Annotated in this window: 14 protein-coding genes and 6 pseudogenes; 8 read left to right on the forward strand and 12 right to left on the reverse strand. The window is 68.6% G+C overall.

The window, feature by feature from the left end:
• The first annotated feature begins 465 nt into the window (after nt 1-465).
• Nucleotides 466-1,614: an aromatic acid exporter family protein gene (locus ABZ919_RS12945; RefSeq protein ID WP_361246438.1), complete on the forward strand. Its 1,149-nt coding sequence runs from the start codon at nt 466-468 to the stop codon at nt 1,612-1,614.
• Between the two features lie 1,205 nt (nt 1,615-2,819).
• Here ABZ919_RS12945 and ABZ919_RS12950 read toward each other — a convergent pair.
• Both ABZ919_RS12950 and ABZ919_RS12955 read right to left on the reverse strand, forming a co-directional pair.
• Nucleotides 2,820-3,305, reverse strand: coding sequence for a hypothetical protein (locus tag ABZ919_RS12950; RefSeq protein WP_361246441.1), 486 nt, complete (start codon nt 3,303-3,305; stop codon nt 2,820-2,822).
• Nucleotides 3,306-4,035: 730 nt separating this feature from the next.
• On the reverse strand, nt 4,036-4,497 hold the full coding sequence (locus ABZ919_RS12955; protein ID WP_361246444.1) for a hypothetical protein: 462 nt from the start codon (nt 4,495-4,497) through the stop codon (nt 4,036-4,038).
• Between the two features lie 615 nt (nt 4,498-5,112).
• On the opposite strand from ABZ919_RS12955, the gene ABZ919_RS12960 reads away from it, so the two are divergent.
• Nucleotides 5,113-5,352 carry a hypothetical protein gene (locus ABZ919_RS12960; protein ID WP_361246447.1) on the forward strand — a complete coding sequence of 80 codons (240 nt, stop codon included), beginning with the start codon at nt 5,113-5,115 and terminating at the stop codon, nt 5,350-5,352.
• Entirely contained in the window at nt 5,352-5,729 is a 378-nt protein-coding gene (locus tag ABZ919_RS12965; RefSeq protein WP_361246450.1) for a toxin Doc, read from the forward strand. The genes ABZ919_RS12960 and ABZ919_RS12965 overlap by 1 nt, the downstream gene beginning before the upstream one ends.
• Nucleotides 5,730-6,327: 598 nt before the next feature.
• Here the strand turns inward: ABZ919_RS12965 and ABZ919_RS12970 are convergent.
• Nucleotides 6,328-6,819, reverse strand: coding sequence for a hypothetical protein (locus ABZ919_RS12970; RefSeq protein ID WP_361246453.1), 492 nt, complete (start codon nt 6,817-6,819; stop codon nt 6,328-6,330).
• Between the two features lie 408 nt (nt 6,820-7,227).
• Here ABZ919_RS12970 and ABZ919_RS12975 point away from each other — a divergent pair, with 408 nt between their 5' ends.
• A complete protein-coding gene (locus tag ABZ919_RS12975; RefSeq protein WP_361246456.1) occupies nt 7,228-8,190 on the forward strand; it encodes a hypothetical protein in 963 nt (320 codons plus the stop codon).
• Between the two features lie 494 nt (nt 8,191-8,684).
• Here the strand turns inward: ABZ919_RS12975 and ABZ919_RS12980 are convergent, their stop codons facing one another.
• Nucleotides 8,685-9,836 carry a hypothetical protein gene (locus ABZ919_RS12980; protein WP_361246458.1) on the reverse strand — a complete coding sequence of 384 codons (1,152 nt, stop codon included), beginning with the start codon at nt 9,834-9,836 and terminating at the stop codon, nt 8,685-8,687.
• Between the two features lie 449 nt (nt 9,837-10,285).
• Here ABZ919_RS12980 and ABZ919_RS12985 point away from each other — a divergent pair.
• The 3 pseudogenes from ABZ919_RS12985 to ABZ919_RS12995 form a co-directional block, all read left to right on the forward strand.
• Nucleotides 10,286-10,651, forward strand: a pseudogene (locus tag ABZ919_RS12985) (IS5 family transposase); the annotation flags it as partial.
• 91 nt (nt 10,652-10,742) lie between these two features.
• A pseudogene (locus ABZ919_RS12990) lies at nt 10,743-11,000 on the forward strand (transposase); the annotation flags it as partial.
• Between the two features lie 65 nt (nt 11,001-11,065).
• A pseudogene (locus ABZ919_RS12995) lies at nt 11,066-11,734 on the forward strand (transposase); the annotation flags it as partial.
• Between the two features lie 9 nt (nt 11,735-11,743).
• Here ABZ919_RS12995 and ABZ919_RS13000 read toward each other — a convergent pair.
• The 8 genes and pseudogenes from ABZ919_RS13000 to ABZ919_RS13035 form a co-directional block, all read right to left on the reverse strand.
• Complete coding sequence (locus ABZ919_RS13000) at nt 11,744-12,604, reverse strand: alpha/beta hydrolase (protein ID WP_361246460.1); 861 nt, start codon at nt 12,602-12,604, stop codon at nt 11,744-11,746.
• Between the two features lie 9 nt (nt 12,605-12,613).
• The gene (locus ABZ919_RS13005; RefSeq protein ID WP_361246463.1) at nt 12,614-13,048 is read right to left on the reverse strand and encodes a hypothetical protein; all 435 of its coding nucleotides are present in this window, start codon (nt 13,046-13,048) and stop codon (nt 12,614-12,616) included.
• A 235-nt stretch (nt 13,049-13,283) separates the two neighbouring features.
• A pseudogene (locus ABZ919_RS13010) lies at nt 13,284-13,576 on the reverse strand (transposase); the annotation flags it as partial.
• A gap of 150 nt (nt 13,577-13,726) precedes the next feature.
• Nucleotides 13,727-13,938, reverse strand: a pseudogene (locus tag ABZ919_RS13015) (hypothetical protein); the annotation flags it as partial.
• Nucleotides 13,939-14,490: 552 nt separating this feature from the next.
• Nucleotides 14,491-14,610 (reverse strand): annotated as a pseudogene (locus ABZ919_RS13020) (IS701 family transposase); the annotation flags it as partial.
• A 431-nt stretch (nt 14,611-15,041) separates the two neighbouring features.
• Nucleotides 15,042-15,446 carry a DUF2690 domain-containing protein gene (locus tag ABZ919_RS13025; protein ID WP_361246466.1) on the reverse strand — a complete coding sequence of 135 codons (405 nt, stop codon included), beginning with the start codon at nt 15,444-15,446 and terminating at the stop codon, nt 15,042-15,044.
• Nucleotides 15,447-15,480: 34 nt separating this feature from the next.
• Entirely contained in the window at nt 15,481-15,987 is a 507-nt protein-coding gene (locus tag ABZ919_RS13030) for a hypothetical protein (protein WP_361247077.1), read from the reverse strand.
• A gap of 97 nt (nt 15,988-16,084) precedes the next feature.
• On the reverse strand, nt 16,085-17,227 hold the full coding sequence (locus tag ABZ919_RS13035) for a GH25 family lysozyme (RefSeq protein ID WP_361246468.1): 1,143 nt from the start codon (nt 17,225-17,227) through the stop codon (nt 16,085-16,087).
• A gap of 461 nt (nt 17,228-17,688) precedes the next feature.
• On the opposite strand from ABZ919_RS13035, the gene ABZ919_RS13040 reads away from it, so the two are divergent.
• On the forward strand, nt 17,689-21,471 hold the full coding sequence (locus ABZ919_RS13040) for a helix-turn-helix domain-containing protein (RefSeq protein ID WP_361246471.1): 3,783 nt from the start codon (nt 17,689-17,691) through the stop codon (nt 21,469-21,471).
• Nucleotides 21,472-21,721 lie beyond the last annotated feature (250 nt).

Below are 21,721 nucleotides of genomic sequence, written 5' to 3' on the forward strand. Positions count from 1 at the left end.
TCGGGCGGGGCGACCTCGCTGGGCCGTAGCACCTCGGGCGCGCCGTACTCGGAGAATGTGATCGCAGTGGACATCGGGAACTCCCAGCTGAAAACGGGTACAGAAGACATATCGGAGGGGACGGCTCTGACTCACAGTGCGGTCACTACAGCGGTCACCCGGGGGACCGCGCCGGTCAGGCGTTGAAGACGAGCAGCAGCGGTGGCTGTTCCTGTCCGCCGGTGACGGAGGCCCTTTCCGCCGTCATCCTGCTCGTCCAGGGACAGGCTCCGGGTAGAGCACCGGGTGGGGTCTGATGATCAGGAGAGCTTCTTCCGGCCTTGAGGCCCCATGTCCCATGGGCCGGGAGAGGCGGCGTGGCGGAGTCGCAGACGTTGGACCGGGGGCCGTGTCATCGCCTGGGGTGGGGGATGTCACCCGACCATCATTCGACGCAAACGGAACATAGCGTGCAATCATCTTCTTGTGCAAGATTCAACTATCTGGCTCGGCCGTCTGCCGATACGGGCGATCGGACGAGTGCACCACCTCACGGGCAGGCTCCGTCGCCGGCGACCCGGCCAGTTGGTCTATGGGGTCAAGGCGCTGACAGCGGCATTGCTCGCCTGGACCGTGTCGGGCCCGCTGGCCCCCGACGGGCGCCCCTACGTGGCTGTCGCCACAGCCCTGCTCATGGTCAACGCGTACACGGTGTACCGCTCCGTCGCCAACGCCCTGCGCAGCGTCACAGCCAAGGTCGTTGCTCTGGCCCTCGCCCTGACGACCGTCCGGCTGCTGGGGCCGACCGCGGGTGCCATCGCTGTCATCGCTCTGCTCGCGGTCCTGGTGGGTCCTCGCCGCACCGCCGAGGGACGGCTCCAGGTCGCTTCCACCGCGGTCATCGCGCTGGCTGCGATGGCGGGAAATCCCATGGGTGGCCTGGTCTCACCTGTGCTCCAGACGCTGGTCGGCGCGGGCGTCGGCATCGCGGTCAACGCGCTGGTGCTGCCCCCGCTGCACGTGGACGAGTCGGCCTCGGCCGTAAGGGACCTCGCCCACGCCATCGGGGAGTTGCTTCACGACATGGGCGCAGGTCTGGCCCAGGGGGAACTGCCCTCCAGGGCCCACATCTGGCTGCACCGGGGGCGCCAACTCGAAAAGAACCTGGCGTACGCTCAGGAGCAGGTGCGACAGGCCGACGAGAGTCTGCGCTGGAACGCACGCTGCATCACGCGTGGGCGACGCGATGACGTGACGTACGGGGAACTGTTCGCCGCCCTGCGCGGGGTGTCACTCCAGGTGCGTGGAATCGCGCGGACCCTCGCCGACAGCGCCCACGACCACCGTCCCGACCACCATCTGGGGCTTCAGTTCCTGGACCGGTATGCCGAGACCCTGCAACTGGCGGGTGCGGCGGTAAAGGAACTGCTCGGCCCGCGCACGGAGGCCGGTTCCCCGTACCCTCGCGAACGGCTACGGAAGGCGATCGAGGGCGCCCTGGCCTGGCATGAGACGATGACCGATCTGATCGGCCAGGGAACTCTCGCCAGACCGGGCGCATGGCACGTCTACGGCTCGCTCATGACGGATGTGGAACGGCTGTTGTCCGACCTGGACTACGTGGCGCTGAACTGAGGTCAGCCGGAAGTGTTGTCGTGGGTCTCGGCGACGTGAGCACCAGGAAACTTGACGATGGCGCTGTGGCGGCCGCCCGAGAGGTGGGGTCTCCGATTCGAGGCGGCTGCCAGGAACTCTTTTCCGTCCGCCCACGCCGGCTCGAATAGGGCCGCCCAACGGCGGATGCACAGCAGAGTCACATACTCACAAAGAGTAATCAGATCGACATGGGGGTGCATGCCGAGGCCACATCGCCACAGGGGAACGCGTTGGTCAGCTGCCCTGGCTGCGGTCCTTCGAGGTCGGCCCTGACAGCAGACAAGCGGGCAGCTGACGGAAAGCGTCTCGGTATGTTACGGCTGGTCGCGAGGGTCATGCGGATGGCTGCTTCTTCCACGCTCCAGATGCCGAGATTCGTGACCGCAGGCCAGCGAGCGTAAGCAGCAGCCACCGAAAACATTCAGGATCGTCGGCGTCGCGCGACCTGGATGCGCCACCGATCGATCGGCCTCGCCTCGGGGGACTGCGCACTGGATGTCTGCTGCAGGCGGATACCTGATCGACCTAGGTGACCGTGCCGGCCACCTAGCTCGCCGCCAAGACCTCGCCCTTGCTCAGCGCCTGCGGCGAGTGCGCGAGAACAGGCTTGTGCGAAGACGCCCCCTGAGCTGTTGACCGCTTCCGCGAGCGCGAGTGCCGCCCGCTCATGAGGTGTGAGCCTCTCGTTTTCCGACGCCGGCTCGCCGCCGACGACGGCGTTCATAGAGGCTGCTGCACAGGCGCCAGGAGGCCGCCGATCTCCGACGGCCGGTCCCGGCGGAGATCGGCCAGTTACTCAAGACCGCGTCGGCGACAAACAGTCGGTTGCCGATCCGTGACCAGCGTACGGTGCGTTGTTACGCACCACGCGCTGGGCTCTGTGGGGGCGCTGTCGCTGTGTCAGCCGCCGCCGCTCACGGCGACTGGCGAGGCGCCCCCACCGCAGAGTACGGCGTCGTTGGCGTACCCTGAGTGCCACCGGTTCCTCCAAAACCGGTGGTTCCTGTGCCGGTTCCCCTGATCCGACACAGGAGTCATGGATCCGCAGTGGTTAGGGCGGCTCTTGTGACGGTCCTTCTTTCGGCTGCCCGCATGGGTCAGGTAATCCGAGAGGTGCCAGGGCCCAGGGAGTGACGGACTGCGGTGGCCGTCGGCGCCGACGCGGGCCTGTGCCCGTCGGCTGCCTACCCGTGGTGGGCGAAGCCTTCGTTGCGGTGCTTGCGGACGTCACGGAAGCCTGTGTCCCCGGTGGTCCACAGGAGCCAACGGCGGCCGTCCCAATGGGAGGAATACCCCGCATGCCGCCGGACCTGGTAGCGGTTTCCGTCGTCGTCACGCAACCACGAGATCTGGTCGTAGTACCAACGGAGGATCTCCCGGTCGGCACGCCCGCCGTCACCGTCATAGCGGCGGCCCGGGCTCCCATCGACCCGGTGGACCCAGGAGTCGCGGCCATGGTCGAAGTGCTGGCCCTGGCCGTCGTTGCGGTGTCCGCCCTTGCTTTCAAAGGTGTTGGTGTGCTGCGCGGAGTGAGACATGAGGGCAGCCGCCGGGCCGCTGCTCGCGACGGTCGCCGCCGAGGCGGGTCCCCCTGCCGCGAGGAGTCCGGTCGCCGCGACCGCCACAGAGGCGGCCGCGACAGCTGCGCGGCGCACAATCCTGTAACCCATGAATTCTTTCCTCCTTGAACACCATGCAGTCCGCCGAAGCGAGTCGCAGTGGCCGCCTTGGATCAGGCACTCGTGACACTACTCCCCATTTAGTTGAACGATGAACTATGCAAGATGTGAGGTATGCCATCACCAAAATGTCCGGTTTGGGGAATATTTTGAGTGAGGCCTTCGGATGCCGACGGACACCACCGAGCCCTCGATTCACTACAGCGGCGAGAGCCTTGATACCTAGCATCCGCCGTGTGCGGAGTACACCGGCTCCGATGGCGCGGCTCTTCAGCCGAGTCGGGTGACCCGCGCTCCACGCGACGATGGAGACGTCGAGGCCGGTGCGGCCGAGCTACGCGCTCTCCTCCTCGATGCCACCGGCTGCGTGTTCCCGGGTTCGACCATCTGCCAATCGTCATGAACGGAGCTACCGCGAGCCCCTGCGGCAGCTGTGTACCCCGCTTTGTGAGCGACCCGGCCCATCGGCCTGCCCGGGCAGGCAGGCCGATGAGGTGTGTGTGGACAGTTGCGTTGCTTGCCGAAACGTCACTGGCGTCGGAGGCCGTTGGGGGGAACTGTGGTACGTCAGTCTCTCCGCTCAGGACGGAGATGAGGAAGTCGGTCAGTGTTCCGTCGAAGGTGAACCACTGTGGGCCGCGTGCTTCGTTGACGGCGATGTGCCAGGCGTCCGGATCGTGCCCGGGTTCCGTGATCCAGAAGAGGCATTCCCCGTTGTCGGTCACGCCCATGGTGAGCAGGCTCCGGGGATCGCAGGAGACGGGCCCGGCCCGCAGCCCCAGGTCTCGCCGGTGACGAGGCTGGGGCCGAAATACCGGGTGGCGATGGACGCGAGGGGCGGAAGCGGGCCGTCCTCCACCGAGAGCTTGAAGGTGTGCACCAGACAGGTGCCCACGGAGTGCACCGGTCCATGGGGCTTCCAGCCGTCGTTCGTGGACAGAGGCCGGTTCTGCGGGCGGGCCAGGGAGAAGGCGACGAGCATCGTGCGTTCGTCCTCGTACCCGAAGTAGTCGGCGATCGCCCGGTTGGTGAAGTCCAGGTGGTGCAGGACGACCGCCACGTCCTCCTCCCCGTACGAGTCCCGCTGCAGGGCCGGCAGCACGTGCAGAATGGCGTCACCGCGGGCCAGCAGGCTGGCCCGCTCATGGGAGTCGCCCCACGGCGGCGGATCGTCGTCCCGCAAGCCCTCGGGATACTCCTCGGAACGCAGGACGGTGCCGATCTCGGGATTGTCCCAGCGAGCCTGCCCGCTGACGCTCCCCCAGTTCAGACTCGCGTTGACACACAGCTCGCCCGCCAGCAGCGCCCAGGGCGCGCCAGGCCACCCACTCGCGCGCCAGGCCGACCACGAGCTGCCCGAAGTCCTCCCGGGACAGCAGGGTCGGCTCGGCGGGCGCAGTGAAAGCATCAGTCCATATCCCCATGCGAAGGGCCTACAGCCGGATTTCACAGAGGGCCAACGAAATACGGATGCAAACCGAAGAAGGGCCCGGGCACGCAGGCTGGAAACGCCACGCTGCACGGGACGTCGGTACGACGCCCATTGCGGGGTGCGGGTCCATCGACTCCGTGCCGAGCGAGCCGGGGCTCGGGGCGGACAACCAGTTCCCGGTGCCCTCGTCCCGCACCGGACGAGTGGGCGGGCGCACCGACAGCGATGCGCTTCCAGCAGGGTCGCGAGCAACGTCCGCGCCGCAGACATCGTGCTCATGGGGCTGGCCACCGCGTCTCGCCAGCTTCCTGTTGCAGATCATGGAGGGGGCTGGCGGGCTTGGCACCAACTAGGTACCATCGGGGAATGCCATCGCTGAACGTGTCCTTCTCCGATGAGGAAATGGAAGGCGTCCGTGCCGCCGCTGCTGCAGAGGGCAAGAGTCTGAAGCAGTACCTGCACGACCTTGGCGTGCGCGAGATGCACCGCAAGCGTTTCGTCGCCGGCGCCGTCGCTTGGGCCGACAGACTGCGCGGTGAGTTCGACGACGCGTTCCCCGACGAGGTTCCTCCCTCACAGCGTGGCGACGGAGCTGCGGCAGCCTGATGAATCTGCACATCGACGTCTCGTGGCTGCTCGACGTCCAGGAGGCGGCCCTGGGGCACGAGGACGTCACGGTAACGGACTACTCGGCGCTGGTCGCTGCGGTCGCACGACACAAGACCAAGATGCCGACGCTCGAGACGGCCGATCCGGATGCCTCCTGGCGCGCAGCCGCGCTTTTGCACACGATCGTGCGGCTTGAACCGCTTCCACACCGGAACAGCCTCTTCGCCGCTTTTGTCGCCGCTCAGTACATGGACCAGTCCGGTGAGGGTATCGATCCGCCCTACGGCGCCCTGTCTGATCTTGTTCGGAAGGTCCGGGATGCTCGCCTGAGCGTCTATGCCGTCGCCGAGGCACTGCGTTCCTGGAAGCTCTGAGGCCGGGCGACCAGGTCACCACCACCGGCACCATCTGGCGTGCCGACGTCACCCCGAGGCCTCGTAGCCGCCCGTGCGTCGCTCCCCGCCCGGAGCACCGGCGAGTTGCGGTCCGTCCATTCCCACCACGGGCCCCGCAGACACCTGCACACGGCATCCGACACCACATCGCCCTCGCTTCGCCGCGCGAGCGCCTCGGCACTTCGCGTTCCGGACGGCACTCGTTTCGAGCACCTTTGGGTCCCCGAACCGTTCTTCCGCAAGCCGGCATGGTGGCCACACGCATAGCGAACCCTCGAACTATCCAGACCCGCTTGCCAGTGGCCCTGGAGCGGCCTGATCACCAGCGCCTCCGGGCCCGGCGCCGCCCGGCTGCCCAGTGACAACGTTCCATCCCGACGCGCGAGTTTCACGCCCGGACACGTGGAACCCGGTACCCACCCGCCGCGACTGCCGGGTCACCGGCCTGCGCGCCACCTCCGGGCAAACCGAGACGGCCCGCCGGATGAACCGACGGACCGAAAAGATCGAGGCCAGCCTTCACGGCCGGGTGGGGCTCTACGTGTTGCTGCTGGCCATCGGGGGGCGTGGGTGTCCTCTACGTAGCGAACCACTTCTGATTGTCGCCGTAGTTGGCGGTCCACACTTGCAGACGGCCGTTCGAGGCATTCATGTCCAGGACCAGGTTGGTGTTGCCGCCGTTGACGAGTTCGTACTTGCCATTGCCTTCTGGCCACGCATACCAGGTGTAGTCACCGCCGGTCACCTGGCCGCACGGACCCGACACAACAACCGGAGACCCGACGGTGGTCCAGTTGGGAACCATGCACCCCCAGTTGGGCTCCCACTCCAGGACGTACCAGGCCCCGCCGCGCCAGTCGTAGCTGCCAATACGGACGAGGTCCCAGTTGCCATTCCCACATGGGACCGCCCGGACGACCGCCCCCCAGGAGTTCGACTCCGGCGCGAAGCAGGGCGCTCCAGCCGCGACGACGCGCAAGTTCTGGTACATCCCCTGTGTGAAGTCCGCGTGTGCTGGCACCGCCTGTGCCACGAGTGCTGCGGCGGCAGCACCGGCCACCGTCAGCATCCGTCGTAACCGTTTCGCCATGAAGATCCCCTGCCTCCATCGCCTACCGCAGTCGGCCATCAGGGAGCAGATCCCAGGTGACGGCCCTGCGCGCCTGCAACCGTACTGATTACCGGCAGCAGTGACGTTGCCCGCGCGTCCCCGAGGCAAACCCTTACCGCGCATCGGACCCCGTCCAACGGCAATCTCCCTACGCAGAAGCGCAGTTGACGCCATCGCGGCGGACCCGACCAACGACCTCGTGCACGGTTGGCCATGGCTCGGGCATCCGAATGTCTCGTTGAACTGTGCATGATGGGGGGGCTGGGGCGCGTGAGTTGATCGCGTCGGAGGACGGGGTCACCGGGCTGTCCCGGGAGGCGATCGGCGAACTCATCGCGAAGGTGGGACCGTTGTGGCACGAACCGCATGAGGCACGGCTCACTCCTCGGCCGCGGCGGCGGCCCGGCCGCGCGGCGTCACCGGGACGCGGGAACGATCTCGCGATACCTCAACGGCAAGCGAGTCCCCCCGTGGGATTTCGTCGTCGACCTGATGAGTGATGCCGCGCAGGGGCATGGAGGCCCGACCGAGGAAGCGCTCGAGCACATCCGCGAGCTTCACCGGACGGCGCTGCGGGCCGGCGGCTCCCCGCAGCACACCATCCAGCTTCTGCAGGACGAGCTGGCCGACAATGATCGGCGAACGCGCCAGTGGGACGCCTACCGGGAGACGCTGCTGCAGGCGTTGCAGGACCGGCAACACCGTATCGAGGACCTGGAACTCCAGATGCGCGAGCTGGAGGCCGGTCACGGGCGCGACCTGGCCGAGGCGGCTGGAGCCATCGCCCGGTACCAGGACGATGCAGAGTCACTTCGCACGCAGCGCGACCAGCTGAAGGCAGAGATAGCGGACCTCAAAGAAGAACTGGCGCGTGCCAAGGAGCACAGCCTGTTCCACGAGCAGCGCTGCCGTGACCTGGAACGCCAGCTGGAAGAGGCGGAACCGGACAACCCCGAGAACGCCGGCGGGACAGTCGAGAGCAAGACCGCAGGTGATGAAATCCGAGACGAGCAGACCGGTCCTCGTCGCCCTGCACGAGCTCAGCGGCACCCGAATGGTGCCACTTTCGACCTGCGATCACTTTCCGCTCCCCGCGAAGTCCAGGAGCTGCACCGCATCAAGGACGAAGGAAACCTGTCGCTGGACGCCTTCAGCTACGCAACCGGATACTCAGCAGGCATGTGGGAGCAGGTACTCAAAGGATGCAGCTTTCCCTCCCGCGAGGCGGTACTTCGGCTCAGCGAGCGTCACCAAAAGACAGTCTTCGCACTGCTTGAACTGTGGGACAGGGCTGACAGAGCTCTCGATGCCTCGCTCAGGCGATGGTGATCTTGGTTGCGATGAGCCGTTTTCATGGCAGTGAGCCAGCTGGGGATGCACTTGTTCATGACAGCCGCGAGCCACGAAGTACCACCGCCGTGTCAGTGGCGAGCTCCAGCCACGAGCCGACGACCAGCAAGGGCACCGCCTCCCCGCTCAACCGTGACTGACACGCCCTCACTGACAACAAACCAACACATCGCACACACGGGACGTCGGGCCTCTCCGGCCTTCCGCTGCTCGGCCGCGCGGCGCAGCTGCTCCTTGCACTCCCGCATCCGGGCTTCGTACTCGGCCTGCTGGCGCACGTCGTGGGCTTCGCGGGCGCGGGTTGCCGATCGCTTCCAGGAGCGTCGGCCCGCGCGTACTGCAACGGGAGACGGGGTATCCCCCACTCCCCCGGCTCCAGGTCTGAAGGCCGGGGCGCGGCCGACGCGCCCGGTCGGCCAGGGGCTGCCGGTCACGGTCCGGTGCGGCGGTCGGCGGACGTCGGGCGGTGGCCACTACGCCGTGGGGTGGCGGCGCCTGCGGACCACGTACACACCGAGCGCGGTGAGGACCAGCAGGCCACCGGACGCGCCGAGCCAGCCGGTGCCGGGGCCCGCGGTGACGCTGCGCTTGGCGACCGGACGGCCGGTGACGATCAGCTGGCCGGTCCTCTTCACCCGGCCGTGGTGCGCGACCACGGTGACCGGGTACGTGCCGGGCGTGAGACCCGTGCGGACAGTGGCCATGGCGTAGTAGCGCGGGTCGTCGCCGTCCGCGGCCTTGGTGTCGTCGCGCCTGAGGTTGACCGGTTGGGTGAACGCTGGGGAGGTGGCGGAGAGCCGGTTCTCCTCACCGGGGTCCGGGTACGTGTCCTTCCACAACACGTAGACCCTTCCTCCGGCGCGGACCCGGTAGCCGTGCTCGCGGGCGGTGTCGAGGTCGAACGTCGGGGAGAAGAGCGGACCGCGGGCCTTGCCCAGGTAGTCGCTGTCACCCGGCCGTGCCGCCCGTACCGTGAGGGACTTCTCGGCGACCCGGCGGCCGTCCGGTCCGTACAGGTCGAAGGCGTACGTACCGTCCTTCACCTCCGGGCGGAGGTACGGCCGACCGGTGAACAGGCGGGGGGTGTAGTGGTCGTACTGGTTGTCGTGGACGAGCCGGACCGGATCGGCCAGTGCGGTGGAACGCACGGTGAAGTCGGTACCGGTCTCCCCCGGGTACAGGTCGTCGAACTCCGTGTCGATCTGCTCCCCCGGCCGGGCGGCTGTGCCGTAGAGAGCCTGCACCTCGAACGACGGACGCTGGGAAGGCAGGACCCGTATCTTGTTCCGGGCCACGGCACGGTCACCGATCTTCGCGACGAGCGGATACACCTCCGCCTTGTCGGACATGGCCAGCGTGGCCACCGCGTCGAAGCGACCGGCATCGTCGGACCACTTCAAGGCGACCGGGCCGGAGAACGCCGACGAGATGGCGGTCACGGCCTTCGATCCCCGCGGCACCCCCTCCAGGGACAGGTCCACGAGTTGCCCGGGGCGGGCCCAGTCGCTGCCGAACATCTCCACGTCGAGCTTCGGACCGGAAGCGGCGATCGCGGTCCCCGTAGAGACACAGCCACCCAGCAGGATCCCCGACACCAGCGCGGCCACCCGCCTGGACCATCCCATCGCGCTCCCCTACTCGTCGTGACGGCTCCGGCTCCCCGCCGGGGGCCCGTCGCACATGCAGACGGAGAGACGGGACAGTTGGTTGTCCGCCGGCCACAGCAGGCGCACAGTCCGTGGCCCGCCGCCTCAGTGAGGCGCCACGACGGATACGGCGAACCGGGCGGCCAGTCCACCAGGTTGACCGCGAGGGCCGAGCTGGCGCCGATCTCCTCGGCGATCTCGGCCAGCACCGGCTGTGGAATGGAGTCGTCCACGGTCAGTGGGGGCCGGCTGCTCCCCCAGCCAGCCGTCGCACCGCCGGTCCCGCCGGAGCGGACCACGCTGAAGGCCTTGTCCTCACAGGCGACCGGAGAAAGCAGGCTCAATGCCGAACCTGGGCTCTTGCGCGAGGCTGGAGCCGCCTGCTAGGGCCCGTCTTCAAAGATCATCAGGTGGTGGATCGTGGTCGGGTGATACGTCGCCATGAACTCAGCGATCAGGAGTGGGAGTTACTCGCTCCGCTGATACCGCGAGCCGTCACGGGGCGGCCACGCGTCGCGGACCGGCAGGTCGTCAACGGCACGGTCTACAAGATCCGGACCGGTGTCCCCTGGCGTGACCTGCCGGAACGCTACGGGCCGTGGAAAACGGTCTACACGCGCTTTCGCCGCTACGCCCTCGCCGGCGTCTTCACCCGGGCTCTGCAGCAGATCCAGGCCCGGACGGACGCGGCCAGCGACATCGACTGGCTGGTCCAGATCGACTCCACCATCGTCCGCGCTCACCAGCACGCCGCCGCCACCGGCCGAAAAGGGGGAGTACCACCCGGACGAACCGGACGATCACACCCTCGGCCGATCCCGAGGCGGGCCGACCACCAAAATCAACCTCGCCCGCGACGGCACAGGACGCCCGCTCGCGATCCTGCTGACGCCCGGCCAACGCCACGACAGCATCTGCGCACGCCCAATACTCGAACGCATCCGCGTTCCCCGCACCGGCCCGGGCCGACCACGTTGCAGACCCGACCAGGTCATCGCAGACAAGGCCTACAGCTCCGGCAGCCTCCGCTGCTACCTGTGCAAACGCGGCATCGCACACACCATCCCCGAGAAGGCAGACCAACAACGGCATCGCCGCAACCGCGGCCGCCACGGCGGCAGACCACCAGGATTCGACCGGCAGATCTACCGTCGACGCAACAGGATCGAGCGCTGCTTCAACCAGCTCAAAGGCCTCCGCGGGGCGTCCCAGACACCGAAACCGTCACCGACACGCGTCCATACGGCACCGCCAGGGCCCGCTCCTGGGACCGGCTGCACCCCAGACGCACCCACCGCTCCTCCTGGGCCACCGCCGACGGCACTCTCCCGGTCGTCGAGGGGACGGTGATCCGCCTGGACATCGGCCACCTGCCCAGCGGCGCAACACCGAAAGCCGGTCTGGCTGTGGTGGTCAGGTACCGACGCCACTGCGGCGGACGCCGACCGTCTCTAACAGGCCTAGCTGCGGCGCTTCGACATCGAGCACACCTTCCGCCTCATCAAGCAGACCATCGGCTGGACCGCCCCGAAGATCCGCATACCCGAGGCCGCCGACCGCTGGTTGATCCTCGCCGCCTACACCCAACTGCGTCTCGCCCGCCCCCTCGCAGCCGACTGCCGCCGTCCCTGGGAGCAACCCAGTGCCCCGGACAGGCTCACTCCCGCGCGTGTCCGCCGCGACTTCCGGCACATCCGCCCACAGACCGCCTGCCCGGCCAGAGCACCGAAACCCACCCTCCCCGGCCCTGTACGACCAGCGGGCCGAAAAACACCCGTCCTGCACCCCGCCACAACGTGCACACGCGCAAGAAGACACAGCCAGCACAGGGACAAAAGAAGAGGTCAACCACCCCGAAGCCCCGCCGCACAGGTTAAAGATCAAGCTTAGGAGCCGGTCCGCTTCTCGATCCGCTCCAGGGCCTGCCTCAGGTATTGGGCGAAGCGCGGGTAATTCTCGCTCATCGGGAAGTGGCCGATCTCCTTCATCTCGATGAACTCTGCTCCGCGGATGGCCTCTGCGGTCCGGCGCCCGTCCTCGGGGGTGGTGAGGTAGTCGTACTCGCCGGTCAGCATGATCACGGGACACCGGTCGCCGTCGATGTCGTCCAACCGGTCCCTCAGATCGTGGTCGACCGAGTAGAAGTACAGGTCGCCCTTGAACGCCTCCGACCCCTGGGTGTAGTAGAACCAGGTTGCCCAGCGGTCCTGCTCCGGGGACTGCGGTGCCATGAGGTCCCACACGCCGCTGGCGCACACCTGGGCGGCATTGGCGTGGGGATGCTGCCACCAGTCGAGGTAGAAGCCGGGTGAGTAGTCCGCGCCCTCGACGGGGATCACCGCTTTGAACCGGTCCGGGTGCCGCAGGGCGAGTTGCAGGGCCACGTTCCCCCCGAACGACGACCCCATGAAGATCGGGTCCTGCAGTTCGAGGGCGTCGCAGAAGGCGACGATGAAGGACGTGAAGTGGTCCGCGGTGAGCCGGTACTCCTCCTTCCACCACTCCTGGTTCCACGGCGGGTCCGACTTGCCGTGCCGGGCGAGGTCGTAGGCGATCACCCGGTAGCGGCCGGTGATCTCCTCGTCCTCGAGGAGGTCCCGCCACTGGTGGTTGTGGCAGCCCGCTGTGTGCTGGCACACCAGAGGCGTGCCCTGCCCGTTCTCCAGGTAGAAGACCCTGTACTGCGCGTCCTCCACGTCGATGGTGACGTAGTGGCCGGTGACCGGAGAGATCCTGCCGCTGACCATGGGGAGCTCCTATGTCTCACGAGGGGATGGGGCGGGCCCGGCCTCGTCTGCCGGTCCGAGGGGGCCCGTGACGCGCAGCAGCTCCAGCTGCCGGGTCACGCAGCGCAGGTTCTGCATGAGCACGAGCAAGTCGCCCTCCAGGCGCATGCCCCGCCGGAACGTGGCCGCCCAGATGCCGTGGCACATCGGCGTAGGCGTCTCCCGGCAGAAACCCTGCCATGTCTCCGCGTCCGCGCGGATCGCGAAGTCGTAGGCCGCCAACGGCTCGGGGTCGGTGATCAGTTCGTCCACCTTTCCCTTGTGCATCCGCACGAGGAACCGGTGGGGGTCCATGTCCAGCAGGAAGCTGCACGAGTAGTACGTGCCGTGGGCCTGCAGTTCCGGATCGTCGTCGCTCAGCCGACGGAATTCCTCCGCCGCGTCGGTCGTCGTCGCTGATGTCATGTGCCACCTCGAGACGTGTCGTCGCTGCCGTACGCCGGGACGTCGCACCGGCACGGTGACCAGCCGATCGCCGGCCGGCGACCACTTCCCGGCCTCGCTCCTTCCAGCCTGGGCATCCTGTCGGCCGCCTGCAATCCGGGTGCGGGCCCCCGGGCAGACGGAACCCTTCGCAGAGGTCCTCTTCCTGCTCGTGGTCGAAGACCTCTGGTACCGGGACGCAGCGCTAGCTTGATCTTCAACCTGTGCGGCGGGGCTTCGGGGTGGTTGACCTCTTCTTTTGTCCCTGTGCTGGCTGTGTCTTCTTGCGTGTGTGCACGTCGTGGCGGGGTGCAGGGCGGGTGTTTTTTCGGTCCGCTGGTCGTCCGGGGCCGGGGAGGGTGGGTTTCGGTGCTCTGGCCGGGCAGGCGGTCTGTGGGCGGATGTGCCGGAAGTCGCGGCGGACACGCGCGGGAGTGAGCCTGTCCGGGGCACTGGGTTGCTCCCAGGGACGGCGGCAGTCGGCTGCGAGGGGCGGGCGAGACGCAGTCGACCTGTACGACTCTCCATCGGCCGCAGCCACCGCCGGGAGGAGATGATCTGGCCTCGCCTCTCCTTGTCCCGACCCAGCCCCCGTCAGGGGCCGCGTTCGCTGAGGTTGCCTGTCCTAGCCGTCCTCAGGTCGGGTCCGGAGGGCCGCGTGAGGAGGGTCTCGTGCAGGCGGGGCCAGACGCCGGCCTCGGTCCAGTACCGCAGACGCCGCCAACACGTCAGCGCAGCACCTAGACGATCCCGCGCAGAGCCGCACGGTCATCCGCCGGCAGCCGACCCGGATACCGCCGACGCCGCGGCGGGCGAGTCGTCGAAGCCGCTGCCGTGTCCGAGCGCGTGGCCGGCGCCGACCGGCAGGCCATCGGCGACATCCTGGACGTGTCTGCCCACACCGCTCGGGTGCGCTTTGCAATGCCCGAAGCCGCCTTCCGGGAAGAAGCGCTGTGCCCGGAGAGAACTCACTCGGGCCTCGTCGGCGAGGGGACCAGTTGCGCGCCCACATCGTGAGGGAACCGCTGGAAACAGCCCTCGACCTCGACGACTGGGTGCTGCGTCACCAGGATGGCGACAGCGGCCTAGGCACCGCACCAGTCTCCGGAGGCTTGGTTCAGAGGGACACCTCCTGAGTCACTGAGAACTCCACGACCTTGACATCACGCAGGGCGCCGAACTGGTCAGGAGCGCCATTTCCCGGCACTTCCAGAACGAGCGGGAGGCGCTCTTCGGCGAGACCCGCTGACCGCGCCGCGGTGATGGTGATGGCGTTGGGCGGTCCTGCCAAAGGTCATCGGCGACCAAATGTCGCGAAATCCATGAACGGGGAACCCGGCGCGGCCAGGCAGTGACTGCCGCCGAACCGGTTCGCGGCACTGCCGGTTCCACCACGGCGGGGTTCACGGCGTCGCTTGCGTCGGCGGGATGCGTTCGCTGATGGCGCGGCGCACCATCGCCCTCGCCATGGCCACCTTGGTCTCGAAGCCGGCTTCGTCGTCGATGCCGGCGCGGCGGCATCTGTCGCGGTCGTCGGTCCAGGACTGCACCACGTCCACTTCACGCGCCCACAGCCTGACATCAGCAAGGTCCCCACCCACGACCACACCAATGACCGACCTGGCCATCAGTAACGGCAAGCACCGTTGCAGTACTCTCGCAGCCGCAGCAGGGCGGAACTGCCGGCCCTCGGATACTTCGGTGGCTCGGGTGACCAACGAAGCCACGCGTTCGCGGATCCGGCCGTAGTAGTTGCTGTGCACCGCACGACCGCGCTTCCCGTCTCCGCCTGAGCTGGGCGCGCCCACTCCGCCACAAGGGCCGGCGCCTTCCCCGGGTGGCACTGGCCCGTGCGCCCTGCGCCATCCCGCGCGCGTCTTCCCTGCAACCGCCGCGGCGGTGTCCGTCGGGAGTCGGCGCCGGCGGCGGCACTGCCAACGGCCCCGGGTGGACGAACCCGGGGCCGGGGCGACCATCAGTAGCTGTGGGTGCAGTCGACGTTCCCGCTCCACGCACCGCACGCCCACGCCTTCACGTCCTTGTCATTGACCATGACACTGAAGAAGTGGCCGCTGCCGTACGTGGTGTATTGCTTGCCCTGGTCGTTCTTGATCTGGATCTTGGAGCCGGACGGTGCGCTGATCACGAAGCGGCCCCAGGCGGCGCGGCACGAGGGGCTGTATCGCAGCTCCATGGCCGTGATCGGGCCGCTGCCCTCGGCCACCGTGCGGGCGTCGTTGGCACAGGTCGTGCCGGCGGGGTTCAGGCCGTTGCAGGAGGAGCCGTAGCAACTGGTGGTGGCGGAGGCGGAGGGCGCGGTGACCAGGCCGCTGGCCAGCAGCGCTCCGGTGCCCAGCAGGACGGCTGCGAGGTGCTTCACGGGATGCCTTTCCGGTTCGGTCGGGGTCGGAGGGTCAGGAGCTGGCGGCGGAGGTGCAGGCGGAGCTGCCGCCGCAGTAGGTGATGTCCCAGTGGTTGCTTTCGCGGGCGTAGACGTTGCCCGCCGCAGAGCGGTAGCGCACCGCGCCGTCACCCCGGTTGGAGATGTGGGTGAAGCTGCCGGTGATGTAGTTGCTTACGCACGAGTACGGGGTGATGTCGGCCTTGTAGCCGTTGTAGTGGCTGTACGTGCCCGAGGCATGCCCCACCTCCGTGCCGCCCGTGACGTTGATCGAGCAGCCACTGGTCCTCTTGAGGGTCACGAGACCGTCGACGGTGGCTTGGTTGATCTGCTCGAACGACGTGCAGGTGGAGTTGGAGCGGGTGGTGCAGTTGCCACTGGAGGACCAGCTGACCCCGGCAGCGCGCAGCTGGGAGGCGGCGGCCGACTGCGAGAGCTTGGTGACGGCGAACGCGTTGCCGGGCAGGGCAAGCACGGTGGCGGCACCGAGGGCCCCGGCGACGAGGCCGAGACGGCGCATGCTGCGGATGTTGGGCACGGCGAATTCTCCCTTGTCGGTGGTGCCGGTGCGAGAGCTGCGGTTCGCGGACCGGCAGGGTCTTTGTGCTGCGGCGGGGTCAGTTGACCAGCGCCAGCCAGGTGTCGGGGCCGACGATGCCGTCCGGGGTCAGGTAGCTGCGGGTCTGTAAGGCCACTACAGCGTCATGCGTCGCCGCCCCGAAGGAGCCGTCGACCGACAACCCCGCGCCACGGGCTTTCAGTTCCGCCTGGACCGCGCTGACGGTCGGGCCGTGATCGCCTTCTCTGACAGTGGTGATGAGGGCTTGCCAGGTTTTGGGGCCCACGATGCCGTCGGGGGTGAGCTGGTTGCGGGTCTGGAAGGCCGCCACGGCGTCATGCGTGGCCGCCGCGAAGAAGCCGTCTACAGACAGTGTCGCGCCATGGGCGTTGAGGAGGTACTGGATGGTGGTCACCTGGCGGCCGCTGTAGCCCTGCTGGACGACCGGCCAGGCGCCGGCCGGTGGCAGCGGCGGGGGCGGCGAGTAGGTTCCGTTGGCGGCGAGGTCGTGCAGGTCCTGCTCGGTGCCGTTGAACACGTCCTGGTCACCGGGAAAGGTGCCGGAGTCGGAAGTCTGCCAGAAGGCGTACGTGGACCAGCCGTTGGGCAGCGGGTGCGGGGTTCCGGTCCAACTGCCGATCCAGATCAGGTTGGTGGCGGCGAAGGCGGAGGAGTTTCCGGTGCACTGCGACCACCATGAGGTGGTGGTGTTGATCACCGGGTGGCGGCCGGTGCGGCGCCGGTATTCGGTGTCGAACGAGGCGATCCAGCCGACCGCGGCACTGCGGCTGACGCCGTAGCAGGTGGAGAGGCCCGGCGTGGCCTCGATGTCCAGGACGCCGGGGAGGGTCTTGCCATCGGGTTGCCAGGCGCCTCCGTGATCGACGAAGTAGTCCGCTTGGGCGCTGCCGGAGGACTTGTCCGGCCTGGCGAAGTGATAGGCGCCGCGGATCAGGCCGACCGCCCCCGCACCGTCGTACTGCTGGGAGAAGCGGGAACTGATGTAGGACGTGCCCTCGGTCGCCTTGACGTAGGCGAAGGAGGCTCCGTCGGCGGCGACCGCGGACCAGTCCACGGTCTCCTGGTGGGCGCTGACGTCGAGCCCTCGCACAACAGCGGCCGCGGCCTGCCGCGCCCGCGTCTCCGGGGTCGTTGCCGATGCCGCGACCGAAGTGACGAGCAGTGCGGTGGTGACAGTCACCGCGATCACCCCACTGAGAAGCCCTGCCCGCACACCGCTTCTTGGCACAACCCGCCGTAAAGGGCGAGAAGTTCTGAGAAGAAGCGTCATTCATGGAATCCCTTCACTCGTTTCGCGTCCTGTACCTCTCACCGCTGGCACCCTGCTCTATGGCCCCTCTGTGACGGCGTCGTTCGCCCGCCCCCGGAGCCGCGTGCCGAAGGCAACAGGCCGCTGCAGGCGGCGGACGCGGCCACGGCCATGTCCGGAAGCGTCCGTCGTCGAGCCTGCCCGGCTGCCGTCCTGCCTCATGCTCGGGTCCGAACCGTTGTTGCGCACGCCTGCATCGCCGAGTGCAACAAACGTCGCAGCAGGTCGACCGCAGGCGCCGATCGGCTGAAACAAGCTGGTCAGAGGTGCGACGGTGATGAAGAAGGTGCCATGGTCGTCCCTCACGGGTGGCATCGACCATGGGAGACGGGATGGGGCGTAGTGAAGGACCGCTGGACCCGTCGGCCGGGCCGGTCCAGCGCTTCGCGTTCGACTTACGCAAGCTGCGCCAGGAGACCGGAGGCCTCACCTACCGGGCCATGGCGCAGCGCACCGGCTATTCGGTCGCCACCTTGTCCAGGGCGGCCGCAGGTAGTCAACTGCCATCCTTGCAGGTGGCATTGGCCTACGTACGGGCATGCGGGGCGGATCCCGAGGAATGGGAGCCTCGCTGGCAGGCGGTGGCACGGGAAATGGCCGCCGAGCCGGAGCTTGCCGATGACACGGACGCCCCGTACCGAGGACTGACCCGCTTCGAACCCAGCGATCGCAATCTCTTCTTCGGGCGCGACCAACTCGTGGCCCGACTCACCGAGCGGGTGAGGGTCTGCCGCATGATCGTGGTGGTGGGCGCATCCGGCAGCGGCAAGTCCTCCCTGCTGCGCGCAGGACTCCTCCCGTCCCTTCAGGAGCAGCAGCCACCTGAGTGTCGACTGGCAGCCATACGGATCCTCACCCCAGGGCCCCGCCCGGCGTTCACCCACGCTCACGCGCTGACGGCGAGTCAGAATGCTGGCGACACGCTGGTCGTGGTCGACCAGTTCGAGGAGCTCTTCACCCTGTGCTCGGACCCAGCGGAGCGCGCGGCATTTCTCGACCTGCTGGTCAAAGCGGTGGAACCGGAGAGCAGACTGCGGGTGGTGATCGCGGTACGGGCGGACTTCTTCAGTCGCTGCGCCGAGCATCGCCCGCTCGCCGCTGCCCTCACCGACGCCACCTTCCTGTTGGGCCCCATGGGGCCGGCCGAACTGCGCGAGGCGATCGTCAAACCCGCCGCAACCGCGGGGCTGATCGTGGAGCGCACGTTGACGGCGAGGATCCTCGAGGACGTCGCAGACGAGCCTGGCGGACTGCCGCTGATGTCCCACGCGTTGCTGGAGACCTGGCGTCGCCGCAAGGGCCGCACCCTCACTCTGGCCGCCTACGATCTGGCGGGCGGGGTCCACGGCGCTCTCACCCACACCGCCGAAGAGCTGTACACCCGCTTCTCACCGGAGGAGGCCGAGGTCGCCCGGCGTATCCTGCTGCGACTGATCACGCCTGGCGAAGGGGCTCAGGACACCAGTCGTCCTGCCGAGCACGCCGAACTGCAGGCGCTGGGCGCCACCGGCCGGCTCACCGACACCGCCTCGGTACTGGAAGAACTGGCCCGCGCGCGGCTCGTCACACTCGACGGCGACATGGTGCACCTGGCGCACGAAGCGTTGATCACCGCTTGGCCGCGCCTGCAGTCCTGGATCGACGGTGCCCGCGAACGGCTTCGGGTCCACCGCCAGCTCACCGAGGCCGCCCGGGCCTGGGACGCGCTCGACCAGGACACCGGGGCCCTGTACCGCGGCACCCGCCTCGTCACAGCCGAGGAGTGCCTGACCGGTTGTCGCGCGGACCTCACGCCGTCTGAGGCCGCGTTCCTCGACGCCAGCATCGCCGCCCGCGAGCAGGAGCGGCGGGCGGCGGCTCGCACCGCCCGGCGCATCCGTGCGCTGTTGGCTGCTGTGTCCGTTCTTCTGCTCCTGGTGTCGACGGTCGCTGTCATCGCCTTCCAGCAACGCTCGCTGGCCCGCGCCGGCCGGGACCGCGCGGTGGCCGAGCAAGTGGTGGCCGAGGCGGGCCAGGTCAATGCGACCGATCCGTCTCTGGCAGCGCGCATGTACGTGGCGGCGCACCGGCTGCGGTCGGATCGCGAAGCCGCCGCGGGCCTGCTGGACACGCAGAACATCGCGCTGTCCTCCGTACTGTCCGGACACTCCGGGGCGGTGTACGCGGTGGCGTTCTCACCGGACGGGCGCACCCTCGCCACCGGGGCCGCCGACGACACCATCCGGCTGTGGAGCCTCGCCGACCCTGCGTACCCCGTCCCGCTCGGCAGGCCGCTGACCGGCCACACCGACTGGGTGTACTGGCTGCAGTTCTCGCCGGACGGCCACACCCTGGCCAGCGCCGGCCGGGATCGTACCGCCCGGCTGTGGGACGTCCGCGATCCGGCGCATCCGAAGGCTTCGGGCAGGCCGCTGCTCGGTCACCGCGGCATGGTCTTCTCCGTGTCGTTCAGCCGCGACGGACGCATCCTGGCCACCGCCGGCCAGGATCACACCGTACGGCTGTGGGACGTCTCCGACCCGGCGCACGCCAAGGCCCTGGGACACCCGCTCACCGGGGCGAGCGAAGCCGTCGCCTCCGCCGCCTTCAGCCCGGACGGCCGGACGGTGGCGGCCCCGGGTCACGATCACCTGATCCGCCTCTGGAACGTCACCGACCCGACCCGGCCGAAGCTGTGGCGGACGCCGCTGAGCAACCCGGATGTCGTCTACGCGGTCGCCATCCGCCGAGACAGCAAGCTCATGGCCAGCGTGGGCAACGACGACAAGGTACGGCTCTGGGACCTGTCCGACCCCGCGCACGCCAAGCCACTGGGCCGACCGCTGATCGGTCACACCGACACCCTGCTCGCGGTGGCGTTCTCACCGGACGGCCGGACCCTCGCCACCGCCGGCGCGGACCACACCATCCGGCTGTGGGACGTCACCGACCCCCGGCATCCAGCCCCGTTCGGGCAGTCGCTGATCGGGCACACCGGATTCGTCAACTGGCTGGCGTTCAGCCCCGACGGGCGGTCGCTGGCCAGCGTGAGCGACGATCACACCGTACGGCTGTGGCATCTGCCGCGCGCCGTCCTGGCCGGTCATCTCGGCAGCATCACCGGTATCGCGTACGGCCCGAACGGCCGTGTCCTGGCTGGCGCGAGCGCCGGACGGGTACGGCTGTGGGACGTCCGCGATCCGGCGGGCGGCAGGCAGCTGAGCGAGCTGCCGGACCAGCACCTCGCCATCCGGGTGGCGTTCCAACCGCGGGGCCGGTTGCTCGCCGGCGCCGACAGTGACGGCACCGTGTGGCTGTGGGATGTGTCCACCCCGGGCCGCCCCCGGCGGGCAGGCCTGATCCACACCGGCGGCGCCGACCAGGCCGACGGCGTGCTGGCCTTCACTCCCGACGGGCACGTGCTGGTCACGGGTGGCCCCAAGTACAGCCTCCGGCTGTGGAACGTCACCGACCCCGCACGCCCCGCCGCCCTCGGCACCTCACTGACCGGCCACATCAGCCTCGTCCACTGGGCGGGCGTCAGCCCGGACGGACACACGCTGGCCAGCACCAGCGAGGACGACAAGGTCCGCCTGTGGGACATCCGCGACCCGGCCCGCCCTGAGCCCCTGCCGGACCTCCGCACAGGTGACACAGGCGGCACCCTGTGGGGCGCCTTCAGCGCTGACGGACGGCTGCTGGCCACCGCCGGCGTCGGCCACGACGTACGCCTGTGGAACGTCAGTTCCCCCGCGCACGCCTCGGCCATCGGTAGCTCACTGACCGGGCACACCGGCCGGGTGGCCTGGGTGGACTTCAGCGCCGACGGCCGCACGCTGGCCTCCGCCGGCGAGGACCGCAGCGTCCTGCTGTGGGACCTGACCGACCTCACCCGGCCGGTCCCCTGGGGCAGGGCGCTCACCGCAGGGCACACCGAAGCGATAGCGACGGCCGCGTACCGCCCGGACGGGCAACTCCTGGCCACAGCCGGACCGGACGGCACGATCGAGTTCACGCCCTTCGGCCTCGGCCGGGCGATCCGCCGCATCTGCGCCACCACCGCCGGTCAACTCACTCCGACGCAATGGCGGGACTACGTACGGGAACTCCCCTACGCTCGACCATGCCGTGCCTGACGAGCCCCACCTCGCACTGTCGGCACCCCGGCCCCGCGCTCCCGCGCCGGGTGCCGACCGGTTGGCTCACACGACGTACGCGCCTGACGCGCACGCGCCACTCTCGCCGATCCGTGTTCCGACGGACGCTCCCCACCTGCGTGGCAGATCGATCCCAACGTCCCGCTTCCCGGGTCAAGGACGGATCCGGCAGTCCGTCCGGAGCCGGATCACCCGAGCGGGACACCCCTTTCCCCAGCCCCACAGTCGA

Source organism: Streptomyces sp. NPDC046759, from assembly GCF_040645475.1.
Classification (GTDB): Bacteria; Actinomycetota; Actinomycetes; order Streptomycetales; family Streptomycetaceae; genus Streptomyces.

What these genes read in the sequence shown, in the direction of transcription:
- ABZ919_RS13030 (WP_361247077.1), bottom strand. Translation starts at nt 15,987, where the DNA reads ATGCGCCGTCTCGGCCTCGTCGCCGGGGCCCTCGGTGCCGCCACCGTG.
- ABZ919_RS12950 (WP_361246441.1), bottom strand. Translation starts at nt 3,305, where the DNA reads ATGGGTTACAGGATTGTGCGCCGCGCAGCTGTCGCGGCCGCCTCTGTG.
- ABZ919_RS12975 (WP_361246456.1), top strand. Translation starts at nt 7,228, where the DNA reads ATGAGGCACGGCTCACTCCTCGGCCGCGGCGGCGGCCCGGCCGCGCGG.
- ABZ919_RS13005 (WP_361246463.1), bottom strand. Translation starts at nt 13,048, where the DNA reads ATGACATCAGCGACGACGACCGACGCGGCGGAGGAATTCCGTCGGCTG.
- ABZ919_RS13040 (WP_361246471.1), top strand. Translation starts at nt 17,689, where the DNA reads ATGGGGCGTAGTGAAGGACCGCTGGACCCGTCGGCCGGGCCGGTCCAG.
- ABZ919_RS12970 (WP_361246453.1), bottom strand. Translation starts at nt 6,819, where the DNA reads ATGCTGACGGTGGCCGGTGCTGCCGCCGCAGCACTCGTGGCACAGGCG.
- ABZ919_RS12965 (WP_361246450.1), top strand. Translation starts at nt 5,352, where the DNA reads ATGAATCTGCACATCGACGTCTCGTGGCTGCTCGACGTCCAGGAGGCG.
- ABZ919_RS12960 (WP_361246447.1), top strand. Translation starts at nt 5,113, where the DNA reads ATGCCATCGCTGAACGTGTCCTTCTCCGATGAGGAAATGGAAGGCGTC.
- ABZ919_RS13000 (WP_361246460.1), bottom strand. Translation starts at nt 12,604, where the DNA reads ATGGTCAGCGGCAGGATCTCTCCGGTCACCGGCCACTACGTCACCATC.
- ABZ919_RS12980 (WP_361246458.1), bottom strand. Translation starts at nt 9,836, where the DNA reads ATGGGATGGTCCAGGCGGGTGGCCGCGCTGGTGTCGGGGATCCTGCTG.